The following is a 13,523-nucleotide window of genomic DNA, read 5'->3' as shown; positions in this document are numbered from 1 at the left end:
TTATTTCAATTTCAGACCGATACCTGTCCGGAAGCACCAGAGCGGGGGTCTACCGCATCGCGCAGGGCATCCGAGATCATCATCAGGGTAACGCACAATACTATCAGTGTTAACGATGGGAAACCGACGATCCATGGGGATGTCTGGATAGTCGCCTGTCCGCCTGAAAGAAGGGTACCCAGCGACGTATCAGGCAGCTTGATACCCAGGCCGAGGAAGCTCAAGCCTGTTTCAGACCCGATGGAGCTGATGATCCCCAGGATAAAATTGAGGATAATGATAGAGGCAAGGTTAGGGATAAGATGCCGGATAATAACCGTGAAGGAGTTGACCCCCATGTACTTCGCTGCTTTGACGTAATCGCGTTCGCGAAGGGACAGGGCAACGGTCCGTATAGTACGGGCGAGCCCGATCCAACCAAAAGCCGACATGCCGACAACAAGCCACAGCCAGCCTGCAGACGCATTTGCAGCGCGGACGATAAGGGCGATCAGGAGGAAGCTTGGGATGACCATAAGCGTATCCAGTATCCACATGCCGATTTTTTCAAAGGTACCCCGGAAATATGCGATAGCACAGCCAAAAATAGCAGCAATAACAGTGGTGGCAAGGGCGGACAGCACACCGATAGTCAGGGACCGTCCCAAGCCATGGCACAGCGCAGCAAACATGTCGACACCCGTGGAATCGGTACCGAGCCAGTGGTCAGCGCTCGGAGGTGAAGCTAATGCTGCGAAGTCGGGATCATCGTAGGCATATCTGGCGATTTTGTTTCCAAAAAGGGCGAGGAGGATAAGAAGCACGAAAACTGTAACACCAATAATAGCCCGGGGCTGCCGGAAGAACCGGCGGGCAATAAGTCGCCAGTATCCAATGTGTTTGACTGTACTGCCGCCGTTTTCTGCTTCAATGGCCTGCTCAGCCTTGATCTCTTCGAGGGCATTGACTACCTGCCGGTTGTCGGCTACTTCATCCAGAGAAGCCTGTGCCTCCTGGCCGGAAGGCTGGGTATTCTCAGCCATGGGTTCGTTCCCATCTTTTATAGTATCTGCCATAATTCCTCCTGTCACCTAGCTCATCTGTATCCGGGGGTCGAGAAGCGCAGCCACGATATCCGCAAGGAGTGCCCCGGCCAGTGTGGTTACACCGGCAAAAGCCATATATGCTACCGAGCCGTAGATATCGTTGTTATTCAGCGCATTGATAAAATATTTGCCCATACCTTCTATGCCGAACATCGTTTCAGTAAGTGTGGCCCCTGTAAACACGCCTGCAATAGAGTATGCGATACCCATTGCCGTGGGGATGAATGAAGCCCTCAGTGCATGCTTGCGGATAGCCTGCTTGCGTGTTAGGCCCTTCATACGTGCAGTACGCACGTAATCGGCCCTGATCTCATCAAGGAGATAGGTACGCTGGGAAACGTGGTATCCCACGGAGCCGACGATTGTCAGTACCAGCGTCGGGATAAAGATATGCTGGCAGAAATCTATGAACCATTCGAACGGGTTGTTGCCTGTGTAGGAGGACAGTCCGGTCACGTAAAAAAGGGTATGGCCGGCCCACGTATTGATATTGATGAAGAAAAAGATAAGGAGCAGCGCAAGGACAGGGACAGGGATGCACATCAGTACAGATGCAAGGCCGGTAAATACTGTATCCTGCCATTTATACTGCCGCATTGCAGTATAGACGCCTATTGCAATACCGATAATAATACTGAGCACTGTTGCGAGGGTGACCAGTTCAACGGAAGCAAGGATACGGGGGGCCATAATGCTGTTGATCCGCTGCCCGCTTGGGCTCTGCCCCCAGTCCCAGCGGGTAATGACACCTGTCAGCCAGCGCCAGTACCGTACGAAGATATTGGTCTTGTCGTTAAGGTTTGCATTGTTGAGGGAGGTTTCAATGGATTGCTGGGGAGGGCGCGGTGTACGGCTTTCATAATTGGACCGCGGGTGCATAAACCAGCTTGCGAGGAAAAAGGTCATGGACACAGCCACAAAAAGCATGACGATGTATCTGCCCAGCCTTTTCACAATAAACTTGAACATATTCCATTCCTCAATTTCAAAGGTCCCGCAGTAGTGTTCCGCCGGCCGGCCGCCGGTCAGAATACCTGAAAAAGCGCCGCAGGGCCTTTTAACCTATCTGAGTTTTTAAAGTATGTTCATAATACAATGACCGTGAGTCTTAAAACGGTGAAAATATACAATGATAATGAATATTTTATGTTACGATGATGTATAAACCGCTAAATACCAATAATACAATGTATAATATTAATAAATAATTGATGGAATAAGGCAAGCGTGTCGGAAAACGGTAGAACAGCCTTAGCCATTGCTGGACTGACAGTATCCATGTATACAGCTCAGAAAACTATGTGAACAGACAGTGAAAACAAAAGACAAGAGTTATTGGTACAGTTACAGTATGCCTATAGATATGCTTGGACGCGACTACAACACTTTTCCCGCGCCCGACAGCTTGAAACAGCACGGGCCTGCAAGGGTCGTGGCTATGTGCAATCAGAAAGGCGGAGTAGGTAAAACGACCAGCTCTGTTAATATAGCGGGCGCACTTAGCCAGTATGGGCGCAAAGTCCTTATTGTAGATTTCGATCCTCAGGGGGCGGCAACGGTCGCTTTGGGGATCAACGCGAACCAGATTGAAAATACAATATATACGGCACTGTTTGATCCGGATATGGATGTCCACGATGTAGTAGTCAGTACCCGTTTCCCTAACCTCGATATTATCCCTGCCAATATTGACCTGTCTGCTGCCGAAGTGCAGCTGGTGACTGAAGTCGGACGTGAACAGGTGCTGGCAGGGACTTTGCGGAAGCTGAAGAATGAATACGATGTGATCATTATTGACTGCCAGCCATCGCTGGGGCTGCTTACAGTCAATGCCCTGACCGCAGCAGATGGTGTTATTATCCCCGTGGCTGCTGAGTTCTTTGCGCTGCGCGGGGTAGCCCTGCTGATGCAGTCTATAGAGAAAGTACGCAGCAGGATCAACCCCGACCTGGAGATCTATGGTGTGCTCATAACGATGTATACCAATACTATCCATTCGCAGGAAGTCGTACAGCGTATCTATGAAGCATTCCAGGAAAAAGTTTTCCATTCCGTTGTGTCGCGGTCAATCAAACTGCCTGATGCGACTGTAGCCGCTGCACCTATCACCATGTTCGCCCCTGAGCATCGGACAGCGAAAGAGTACCGTGAAGTTGCCCGTGAGATAATTGCTGAGGGGATCGTTGCGTAACCTGTATTTGCATAACTGTTTGGAAATATATGTATCTTCCGTGATCCGTCTCATATTTTGAGATGATCCTGGGTGGATATGAGCTGTCGAAACTGCCGGGCAGACATGATTATTTTAGCGTTGGAGGACCGTGGCCTTAGAAGAAACTGGGATATCTTCCGGATTTACTGTAAGCCTTGATGCTTATCAGGGGCCGTTTGATGCGCTGCTGAGCCTGCTCGCACAGAAAAAACTGGAGCTGTCAGAAATATCGCTTGCATTGATAACAGAAGACTTCCTCTCCTACGTTTCCAAACTTGATATGGCCTTAGATGCTGACCAGGTAAGCTCATTCATTGATATAGCTTCGATCCTTGTGGAGGCCAAAAGCGCGAGCCTTCTGCCGGGAAGCAGTGATAACGGCCCGTTTGACCAGAGCATGGAAGCCCTGCGTGAAAGGGATCTCCTGTTCGCCAGGCTTCTCCAGTACAGGGCTTTTAAGCAGGCCGGCGAAGATTTCCGTGTCTCTATCGCAGCAAATTCAGGGCGTTTTATGCATCCTGGATATATGGACAGTACGATCGCCGCAATGCTTCCGCAGCTTGCATGGTCTGTGACGCCCCAGGCGCTGGCGCAGATCGCTGCTGAGGCGATTGCCAATGCTCCGCTCAAGGAAGTGCGCGTTGACCAGCTGCATGTGCCGATGGTCTCCTTAAGGGCCCAGGCTGCCATAGTCCGTGACAGGCTGCGTTCTGCAGGGGACAAAACAGATGTGACTTTTGATGAGCTTATCGCCGATGCACAGGAAACAATAGAAATAGTTGCGCGGTTCCTGGCCCTTCTTGCCTTCTTCAAGCAGGGAGTACTGCAGTTCAGGCAGTCAGGACCATTTGAGAGCCTGCACGTGCGATGGATCGCCGATAACGATACGGAAACAATTGTGAATGCTGTTGCCATGAGCGAGGAGGACTTTGCATGAGCGATGCAGATATGCCTGCGGCAGAGGCTGCACCAGGTTCCCTCAGGCCCTGTATGGAGGCCATACTGATGGTTGCAGATAACCCGGTCAGTTCTGAGCAGATGGCGCGCGCCCTTGATATTTCTGAGGCGCGTGCTGACGAGATACTGCGCGGCCTCGCGCAGAGCTACGATGATGAAGGCAGGGGGTTCGAGCTGCTTATGACGTCCCGGGGATGGCAGCTTGCGAACCGGCCGGAGTTTGAGAATGCTGTTTCAGCTTTCGTCACTGATGGGCAGACAGCACGGCTGTCGCAGGCTGCGCTGGAAACGCTTGCTATAGTTGCTTATAAACAGCCCATAACAAGGGCTCAGATAACAGCGATACGCGGGGTCAGCTCGGACGGGGTGATCCGTTCCCTTACCGTGCGCGGGCTTATCCGGGAACACGGGGAGGATGAGGAATCACGCGCAGCCCTGCTCGTTACATCCGGGCTTTTCCTTGATAAAATGGGTATCCGGTCCCTTTCCGAACTGCCTTCGCTGGCGCCTTTCCTTCCGCAGACGGTCAGCGAATCAGTAAGTGCAGCCGAACAGGAGAGAGGCAGTTCAGTTTAGAAGAAAAGCTATGCCTGTCAGGTGCCGACTGTATCCTTTTCTTTGGTTTTGAGCTTGGCGCATGCCATACAGAATACACCAGATAACTGTAAGCACGATATAGGAATAAACAGGTAAGTAGCAGGTAAGGGAAATATGGTAACTCGTTCTGATATCCGTAATGTTGCAATCGTTGCCCACGTTGACCATGGCAAAACGACTCTCGTTAATGCCATGCTTCAGCAGGCGCACGTTTTTTCAGAACGGGAGGAAGTCCCCGACCGGGTTATGGATTCCGGTGATATTGAGCGTGAAAAAGGTATCACCATTTTGGCCAAGAATACGGCCATCAGATACACAGGGCCCCTGGCGGCAAAAGTGGGGCAGCCTGACGGCATCACTATCAACGTTGTTGATACTCCGGGGCATGCGGATTTCGGCGGGGAAGTGGAACGCGGTATCTCCATGGTAGATGGCGTCCTCCTGCTTGTAGATGCTTCTGAAGGCCCTCTGCCCCAGACCCGCTTCGTCCTTCGCAAGGCGCTGGAAGCTAAGCTCCCCGTGATCCTGGTCATCAATAAGACAGACAGGCCCGACTCAAGGATATCTGAAGTTGTCAGCGAGACTACTGATCTCCTGCTTGGCCTTGCCCAGGACGTTGTAGAAGAAGGCGTAGACCTTGATATCGATTCCCTGCTTGATCTGCCTGTCCTGTACTGTGCGGCTAAAGCGGGCATTGCGTCCGGCGAACAGCCTGCAGACGGCAGTATCCCTGCCGGCGACAGCCTGGAACCGTTATTCGAGTCGGTTATTGAAAATATACCTGCGCCTGAATATACCGAAGGGGCGCCTTTACAGGCACATGTGACCAATATAGATTCATCGGATTACCTGGGCCGTCTTGGGCTGGTACGCATATACAATGGGACTCTTGAAAAGGGCAGGAGTTATGGGCTTTCCCGTGTTGACGGTTCTATAGAGAATTTCCGTTTAACCGAGATCCTGCGTACGAACGGGCTTGACCGCGAGCCTGCCGAAGAAGCAGGGCCGGGGGATATCGTTGCTGTCGCGGGCGTAACAGATATCATGATCGGCGAAACTATAGTCGATCCGGAAAACCCTCAGCCAATGCCCCTTATCCACGTAGATGAGCCTGCTATCTCCATGACATTTGGGACGAATAATTCGCCTCTTGCCGGGACTGAGGGCAAAGACCATAAACTGACAGCGCGTATGATCAAAGACCGGCTTGACCGCGAGCTTATCGGTAACGTATCCATCCAGGTGTGCCCTACAGACCGCCCGGATGCGTGGGAGGTGCGCGGACGCGGTGAACTGGCTCTTGCTGTACTTGCTGAAGAGATGCGCCGTGAAGGGTATGAGCTTACTGTCGGGCGTCCGCAGGTCGTCACGAAAACGGTTGACGGCAAAGTCAATGAACCGTTTGAGAATACGACTATTGATGTGCCTGAAGAGTATATGGGGGCTGTAACGCAGCTTATGGCGTCACGCAAAGGGCGCATGGAAGCTATGTCGAACCATGGCTCCGGATGGGTGCGCATGCAGTTCACAGTCCCGTCACGCGGGCTTATCGGGTTCCGTACCCAGCTGCTGTCCAGTACGCGCGGGACCGGTATCGCTTCTTCGATCTCAGCGGGATACCAGCCATGGGCGGGCGAGATCAGTATCCGCCAGAACGGCTCTATGGTCTCAGACAGGCAGGGCAAGGCAAGCCCTTATGCAATGCAGCGCCTGCAGGCGCGCGGCAATTTCTTCGTTGAACCGCAGAGCCCTGTGTATGAGGGACAGGTAGTAGGGGTGTGCAGTAAGCCCGGTGATATGGATATCAATGTTACCCTGGAAAAGCACATGACGAATATGCGTTCTGCAACGGCAGATGTCCTGGAGACTTTGACACCTCCGATCCAGATGAGCCTTGAGGAATCTCTGGATTTTGCGAATGAAGACGAATGCGTTGAAGTGACCCCTGAATCTGTCCGTGTGCGCAAAATTATCCTTGACCGCGAGCAGTGGTATAAATGGAATGCGCAAAAGCGCCGCCAGTCTAAAAACAGCAGCAACTGATAAAATGGAATAACTGACAGGCCGGCAGTAAAAGAGCCGGCATTGGGAAGTATTGGAATATCAGATGGAACGTCTTACAGGACCTGTAATGCCGGAGCCTGAGGGTAAGCCCTCAGAGCAGGGACGGTATGCTGTTTTTCCGGATGGTACTGTTACTGCTGCCGGCCATGACCTTCCAATGACCTATCAGTGGCCGGTATGGCTGCGGCTTCTTGCAGCATGCGTTACCGGTGCGGCCGTTGCATGTATCGGCACAGTATCGCACCGCATGGGTGCTGCGAACAGCATCCCTTACGGTGCTGTGCTGTCCCTTCTTATAGTTACAGCTTCGGCATGGTCAGCGCGTGCGCGCTCAGGGTATGCCGGGCTCATCCTCCATTTCATATTCGCCTGCGGTACAGCATGGGGGCTTGCAATCCTGCAGAAAACATCTTCGGCACTGGTTGCCGTAGCCAGCCCTGCGTTTGTTACATATGCGTCCCAGCACGTGTGGCAATGGTGGCTGTACGGGATCATTATTGTACAGGTTATCCTTGCGTTTTTCCCTGCACGCTGGTTTACTGTCGGGGTGTCCAGGGCTGTCCGCCGGGGGATGCAGGGATCAGAGCCTTCCCGGGGCGTCCGCTGACAGATGCCGCCTTTCAGGTACAGGCTTCATACGCACTATTGTCCGCGCCGGTATAACGATATCTTCAGCAGGCCTGCTCCCATTCGCTGAAGCATCGCGATGCAGGTTCAGCTCAGTTCCGTCCCAGCTGACGGCATGCCCGATAAAATCCCTGTATTGCCGGCGGCCGCTGTGTTCATCGATGCCGTCAGCAATGCGTACAACGATCCTGGAGCCGGAAGGTATATAGGAAGGAAGCATATCCTCATTGTATAGTGCTGCCATACGGAACTCAATAATCAACAAGCTGGATCCGCTTATATCAGCTTAGAGCCATATCTGCTTCCGCCCGTTGATATCTGCGCCGCACTGCCAGTTGTTTTATCCGAAGCGCTCAGCGTATCTGTCCGGGATCAGCACAGGTACCGCAATTGGGAGCATTTGCAAATTAATATGCTATGGGAGTCAGGGCATTTACAGGCCGCGGTAAAATCAGCACAAAGGATGTAATGCGCGGACTGCAGGCAGGGGGACTGATATGTGGTATGAGCCGATACTGGGCAAATATACAGGCTATCTGGCCAGGAACAGGGGGCTGAGTGCTAATACTGTCAAGTCGTACCGCAAGGATACTGAACAGTGCCTCCATTTCCTTTTCCTCCATGGGATAACGGATATAAAGGCTGTCAGCAGCGATGGGCTGCGTATGTGGATGGCATATGAATCAAGGAATGTTGCCAGATCATCCCTGGCGCGCAAAATAGTTTCTGTACGCGGGTTTTTTGAGTACCTTTATACCCATGGGCTGCTGCAGTCAAACCCTGCACAGGACCTGGGGACTCCTAAACTTCCGAAAACGCTTCCCGCAGTATTGACGAAGAAACAGGCTGATGAGCTTATGAAAGTATCGGGGGAGGAACCGTCTGCAGGCCGCGCAGGGAACAGCCAGGCGCAGGCGGCCGGCAGTGGCCGCAGCAGGGAGGGGGAAAGTCCGAGCAGAGCTGATGATCCGAAAGCTGGGGCACTTTTCCTTCGCAATGATGCCATTATCGAACTCCTGTATGCCACAGGGATCCGGGTCGCAGAACTTGCAGGCCTTGATCTGACTGATATTGATTTCTCTTCCCGTACCCTCCGCGTCACAGGCAAGGGGAACAAGCAGCGGGTGGTTCCTTTCGGAGTGCCTGCCTGCAGGGCCCTGGACAGATGGCTCGCTGAAGGGCGCAGGCTGCTTGCAGCACGCCGTCAGGCAGGGAACGCACGATCTGCCGGATCCGGGGACAGGCATAAAGCCGACGGCAAGGGTTCTGTCCAGGATGCCGGTGAAGCTGTATTCCTCGGCGAACGGGGCGGGAGGATCAATCAGCGTCAGGTAAGGGATATAGTCCATAAGCTTGCGCATCAGGCCGGTGTCCCTGATATCAGCCCGCATGCCCTGCGCCATTCAGCTGCAACACATCTTCTCGACGGCGGGGCTGACCTGCGTGAAGTCCAGGAAATGCTGGGCCATTCTTCTCTTGCGACTACACAGCGTTATACCCATGTTTCCATGGAACAGCTGACACGCAAATACGAACAGGCATTCCCGCGGGCATGATCATGATAAAAGGCCATTGGGCGGCACGGTGCGGCCCCTTTGTTGGAGCAGACCTATATCCTTGTAGGGTATAGGAATGGAGCCATTACAGGTATAGGCGAAATTGCAGGGGGCATATCAGATGGCTGTTCACAGGCGTATAAAGCGTTGGCATGCGGGCATTGCATCCTTATGTGCAGCGGTTTTATGCATTGGCCTGGGCGGATGCGGGAACAGTACCGCTGCAGTGCCGTCACCGCCAGGAGGCGCCCGGAATACTGATCTTTCTAAAATTATCACTGCTTATAATACATGGCCTGTAGACGCCATAACTCCGGGCAAGGCACAAGACGGCTCAAGCACCCGGATAACAGATCTCCTGTTCGCCGGCCTTGTATCCAATGACAGCAGCGGGAAGTGGCATTATGATGCCGCAGTATCTATTGAGCCTAACGACGATTATACGCAGTTTACAGTCACCCTCCGTCCGGATATGGCTTTCAGCGACGGCACAAATGTGACCTCTGAATCTTTTACAAAAGCATGGAGCTACGAGGCAAATATCCGCCACCATCAGCCTAACGCAGGGTATCTGTCGCTGATCAGCGGGTATGATGATTTGAGGAGAAGCGATATTGCTGATGACGCGCAGCTTTCCGGCCTGAATATTATCGATGATACGACTTTTACTATTGAACTCAGCAAACCCTGCCTGACTTTTATCAGCATGCTTGCGCACAGGGCTTTCTATCCGCTTCCGCAGTCGTTCTATGCCGATCCGTCAGGCTTCGAAAAGGCCCCTGTCGGTAACGGCCCCTATCGGCTGTGGTATTGGGATCCGTTGGGGCACCCTCAGAGTATGACGCTTATCCCTCATCTGAACTATCATTCTGTAAATTCTGCACGGAATGACGGCATCAGATTCATTTTCTATTCGGACAGCCGGAAGGCGTACAGAGATCTGCAGGACGGGAAGCTTGATGTCCTTGATACCGTCCCCGGAAATAAATACAAGACGTTTGCGTCTGATAAGAAGGCCATCGCGGTTAACGGGTCGGGTTCGCGTATCCAGATGCTTATGGTCTCGCAGGATTATCCCCATTTCGGATTTGATGATGAAGGGCTTCTGCGCAGGCAGGCTATATCCCGCGCATTGAAGCGTACATCACTGATCTCTGACACTATGCCAAACCTGGCTTTGCCTGCAACAGATTTCCTGAGCCCTGGGATTGCAGCGTATACCGACAGCTTAAGCGGCAGCGAGGTTTTTACATACAGTAAGGCTCAGGCCAGGGCTTTATGGGCTAAGGCAGACAGCATCAGGCCGTGGGGCAGCGATGATGCTATACGCATCTCGTATGATGCGCAGGCAGATAATAAGGCTCTGTATGATTCCATCGCCCGGCAGCTTAAGGACGTGCTCGGCGTAAAAGTGGAGCTTGCTGCTGTCCCCTCAACAGGGGAGTTTTATGGGAAAATCAAGAGGAGGGAAATATCGGGGTTCGCGGGAATTACATGGAACCCCAGCTTCCTTACCCCCTGGGAATATCTTAAACCGCTGTACTCAACGGACAGCGCCAATGCTGACGGCAGCTTCAATTTAAGCGGTTATGCTGATGACGATTTCACAGCTATGCTGTCGAAGGCACTCACTGCTGCCACGGCAAGCTCTTCTTCCATCCTTTACCAGAGCGCAGAAGAAACCCTTCTCCAGCAGCTTCCGGGTATCCCCCTGATGTATAAAAATTCTTTCGGTGTGAGTTCGGCCACAACCAGCGGTTTTTCCCTTAACTCAAACGGCGTGCCCATGTATTATCAGATAAGAAGGGACAGCCGGTATCTGCTCTAGGCAAAAGTACCGGACGGTATACGGCAGGTATTGGAAAACAGGAAAGGACAGCATATGGCGATTACAGTTGCAACATCGAATGTTAACGGTATCCGTGCTGCGTATCGGAAAAATATGGAGGCATGGGTAAGCGAGCATAAGCCTGATGTGCTGTGCATGCAGGAAGTCCGCGCCCCGCAGAAAGATACAGATGCGATCCTTGCGAGCTTCGCCCGGCACTATACCGGCGGCAGGCTGCGCGCCGCAGGCAGTGTCGGATGCCTTAATGAGGTATGCAAGATCCCGGGGCGTGCCGGCGTGGCCCTTATCAGCGACCTTGTGATCACTGATAAACGGTATGGGCTTGCGGGGCTGAGTGAAGATGTCGATACAGGGCGATGGATAGAGGCTGATATCACAACGCCTTCAGGGTATGGGTTCACTGTTGTGGATGTCTATATGCATGCTGGCAACGTTGATGACCCCGCTAAGATGAAGCAGAAATTCCGGTTCCTGGACCATATGATGGAACGGGCGCAGGAGCTGGAAAAAGTTGCCGAAAATGGCGGCAGGCAGGCGGTTATGTGCGGCGATTTCAACATTGCGCATACGCCTGCGGATATCAAGAATGCCAAGGCAAATGAAAAGAATTCGGGGTTCCTTCCTGAGGAACGTGCCTATCTGGACAGGCTCCTTGGGGATACCGGTTTTACTGATGTGATGCGGAGCCTTGCCGGGGATATCCAGGGGCCGTACACATGGTGGAGCCAGCGCGGACGGGCCTTCGACAACAATACCGGCTGGCGTCTTGATTACCAGTTCGCTACTCCGGGGCTTGCCAGGAGAGCCCTCAGTTTTACGATCGACCGGGCAGACAGCTATGACACGCGGTGGTCCGACCATGCGCCTCTGACAGTTGCTTATGATATATGATCATGCCTGTAGAGCTATAGGGGTGGAACTATAGTTATGGAGTGTATACGCAGCAGTAGCAGATACTTATAGCGATAGGAATATAATGTTTGGTTTTGGAAAAAAATCGAAAAAAGGGCATGCTTCGCAGCCTGAAACTGAGTCAGAAGAAAGCGCGAAAGATCCTGAAACAGCCCCTGTTCCTGGGGATAGTGGCGAAAAAACAGCCGGGCCATGGGACATTAACGATGAGGATGCGCCTGATTTTGATGCAATGATCGATATCGGCGCTATGTATTTGCCTGCGCTTGACGGCGCCCAGTTACGGCTGAAAGCGCAGAATACAGGGGATACCCAGACCATTATCGGTGCAACCCTTACTGTTGGCGATTCGAGCCTTGAGCTTGAAGCCTTTGCTGCGCCTAAAACGATGGGCCTGTGGGATGATATCCGTTCTGAACTTATTGAATCGAATGCAAAAGCTGAGGAAGTTGACGGCACTTTCGGCGCTGAAGTACTCCTCCCGGTCAAAGTCAAAGACAAGGAATTTGTGTCCCGAATTGTAGGGATAGACGGGCCGCGCTGGATGCTCCGGGGTATTTTTACAGGCCCTGCCGCCCGGGAAGGTAGTGACGAAAAAACTGTCTTCGATGACTTTTTCTCTGAGATAGTTGTTGACCGGGGCAGTGAGCCGCTGGCCCCGCGCGACCTCATCCCTATGACTGTGCCTCATGCGCCGCAGCAGGATGATGACAGCGACGGCCCTCTGGAGGATAAGGCTAAACGCCCTGCACAGCCTGACGGCTATGATGTCCAGACAACTGTACAGACCTCCCTGACACGCGGTCCCCTGTTCTCTGAACTGCGGTAATGGCTGGTATCGTATAAACATGGATAATGGTACATCACGTCGGGGCTGGTATCCCCGAAAAGGCATAAGCTCGCTGGCATCAGATGATTTTTCTGTGATCGCTGCTATTGGGGGCATCCGTGGAATGGTCGAATCGGTCCTTCCCGGGCTTGTTTTTCTTGCCCTTTTTGTAACAACACACTCCTTGCTGTGGACTGTCCTGGTATCTGTTGCTATAGCGGTTGCGGAGCTCGCCGTACGTCTGCTGCAGCGGCAGCCCATAACAGGCGCTCTGTCAGGTATAGGTGCTGTTGCCATATGCCTTGTCTGGGCATGGCTGAGCAGGGATGCACGTAATTATTACCTTCCGGGTTTTATTGTCAATGCAGTACTTATTGTGCTCCTTGTCGTATCCCTTGCAGCCCGCATACCGGGGGTCGGCTGCGTAGTGGAGTTCACGAGGGACGCATCCGTTGATAGGCCTTCGCAGTGGCTGCACAGATGGAATGATGACCCCGGCCTGCACCGTGCATACACCTATATCACGTGGATATGGGTCGCAGTGCTTATATCAAGGCTTGCCGTCCAGGTACCCCTGTATTACACGAACCGGATAGACTTGCTCGGCACAGCACGCCTTCTTATGGGCCTGCCGCTGTATGCCCTTGTTATCTGGGTCTCGTGGCTTATTGCAGCTGACCATATACATCGCAATAAACTTGCCAGGCAGCAGGAAGCTTCTGATAGGCAGGAAGATACTTCTCCTGAAGTGCCCGCAGAAAAGTAGCCGGCTTCTTCATCAGCCTACGGAAATTTTATGGATAATATTGTGACTGCATCAGATACGGCAAGCGCC

General features: G+C 52.7%; 13 protein-coding genes. 10 read left to right on the top strand and 3 right to left on the bottom strand.

The window, feature by feature from the left end; genetic code table 11:
- Positions 1-11: 11 nt before the first annotated feature.
- Together ABKA16_RS03695 and ABKA16_RS03690 are read right to left on the bottom strand one after the other, a co-directional pair.
- Complete coding sequence (locus ABKA16_RS03695) at positions 12-1,055, bottom strand: ABC transporter permease (protein WP_380998592.1); 1,044 nt, start codon at positions 1,053-1,055, stop codon at positions 12-14.
- 15 nt (positions 1,056-1,070) lie between these two features.
- The gene (locus tag ABKA16_RS03690) at positions 1,071-2,054 is read right to left on the bottom strand and encodes an ABC transporter permease (protein ID WP_007147155.1); all 984 of its coding nucleotides are present in this window, start codon (positions 2,052-2,054) and stop codon (positions 1,071-1,073) included.
- A 382-nt stretch (positions 2,055-2,436) separates the two neighbouring features.
- On the opposite strand from ABKA16_RS03690, the gene ABKA16_RS03685 reads away from it, so the two are divergent.
- The 5 genes from ABKA16_RS03685 (at position 2,437) to ABKA16_RS03665 (ending at position 7,522) form a co-directional block, all read left to right on the top strand.
- Positions 2,437-3,276 carry a ParA family protein gene (locus ABKA16_RS03685; RefSeq protein WP_380998595.1) on the top strand — a complete coding sequence of 280 codons (840 nt, stop codon included), beginning with the start codon at positions 2,437-2,439 and terminating at the stop codon, positions 3,274-3,276.
- Positions 3,277-3,406: 130 nt separating this feature from the next.
- The gene (locus ABKA16_RS03680; RefSeq protein WP_380998598.1) at positions 3,407-4,234 is read left to right on the top strand and encodes a segregation and condensation protein A; all 828 of its coding nucleotides are present in this window, start codon (positions 3,407-3,409) and stop codon (positions 4,232-4,234) included.
- Positions 4,231-4,830: an SMC-Scp complex subunit ScpB gene (gene scpB, locus ABKA16_RS03675; protein WP_380998601.1), complete on the top strand. Its 600-nt coding sequence runs from the start codon at positions 4,231-4,233 to the stop codon at positions 4,828-4,830. Before ABKA16_RS03680 ends, scpB begins: the two co-directional genes overlap by 4 nt.
- Positions 4,831-4,965: 135 nt before the next feature.
- A complete protein-coding gene (typA, locus tag ABKA16_RS03670) occupies positions 4,966-6,894 on the top strand; it encodes a translational GTPase TypA (RefSeq protein WP_380998604.1) in 1,929 nt (642 codons plus the stop codon).
- A 64-nt stretch (positions 6,895-6,958) separates the two neighbouring features.
- Positions 6,959-7,522 (top strand): alcohol dehydrogenase, encoded by a 564-nt coding sequence (locus ABKA16_RS03665; protein ID WP_380998607.1) that lies wholly within the window; start codon positions 6,959-6,961, stop codon positions 7,520-7,522.
- On the opposite strand, the gene ABKA16_RS03660 is transcribed toward ABKA16_RS03665, so the two are convergent.
- A complete protein-coding gene (locus tag ABKA16_RS03660; protein ID WP_380998610.1) occupies positions 7,496-7,786 on the bottom strand; it encodes a DUF6725 family protein in 291 nt (96 codons plus the stop codon). The genes ABKA16_RS03665 and ABKA16_RS03660 overlap by 27 nt on opposite strands.
- 253 nt (positions 7,787-8,039) lie before the next feature.
- Between ABKA16_RS03660 and ABKA16_RS03655 the strand changes: the two genes are divergently transcribed.
- From ABKA16_RS03655 to ABKA16_RS03635, 5 genes are all read left to right on the top strand, one after another.
- Positions 8,040-9,098, top strand: a complete 1,059-nt coding sequence (locus ABKA16_RS03655; protein WP_380998613.1) for a tyrosine recombinase XerC — start codon at positions 8,040-8,042, stop codon at positions 9,096-9,098.
- A 121-nt stretch (positions 9,099-9,219) separates the two neighbouring features.
- On the top strand, positions 9,220-10,926 hold the full coding sequence (locus ABKA16_RS03650; RefSeq protein ID WP_380998615.1) for a peptide ABC transporter substrate-binding protein: 1,707 nt from the start codon (positions 9,220-9,222) through the stop codon (positions 10,924-10,926).
- A 54-nt stretch (positions 10,927-10,980) separates the two neighbouring features.
- Positions 10,981-11,838, top strand: coding sequence for an exodeoxyribonuclease III (locus ABKA16_RS03645; protein ID WP_380998618.1), 858 nt, complete (start codon positions 10,981-10,983; stop codon positions 11,836-11,838).
- A gap of 85 nt (positions 11,839-11,923) precedes the next feature.
- A complete protein-coding gene (locus tag ABKA16_RS03640) occupies positions 11,924-12,688 on the top strand; it encodes a DUF3710 domain-containing protein (protein ID WP_380998620.1) in 765 nt (254 codons plus the stop codon).
- Between the two features lie 19 nt (positions 12,689-12,707).
- Positions 12,708-13,454, top strand: coding sequence for a DUF3159 domain-containing protein (locus ABKA16_RS03635; protein WP_380998623.1), 747 nt, complete (start codon positions 12,708-12,710; stop codon positions 13,452-13,454).
- Positions 13,455-13,523: the final 69 nt, after the last annotated feature.

It is taken from the genome of Scardovia wiggsiae (genome assembly GCF_051045985.1).
Classification (GTDB): Bacteria; Actinomycetota; Actinomycetes; order Actinomycetales; family Bifidobacteriaceae; genus Scardovia; species Scardovia wiggsiae.
This window is presented reverse-complemented; position numbering and strand designations above follow the sequence as displayed.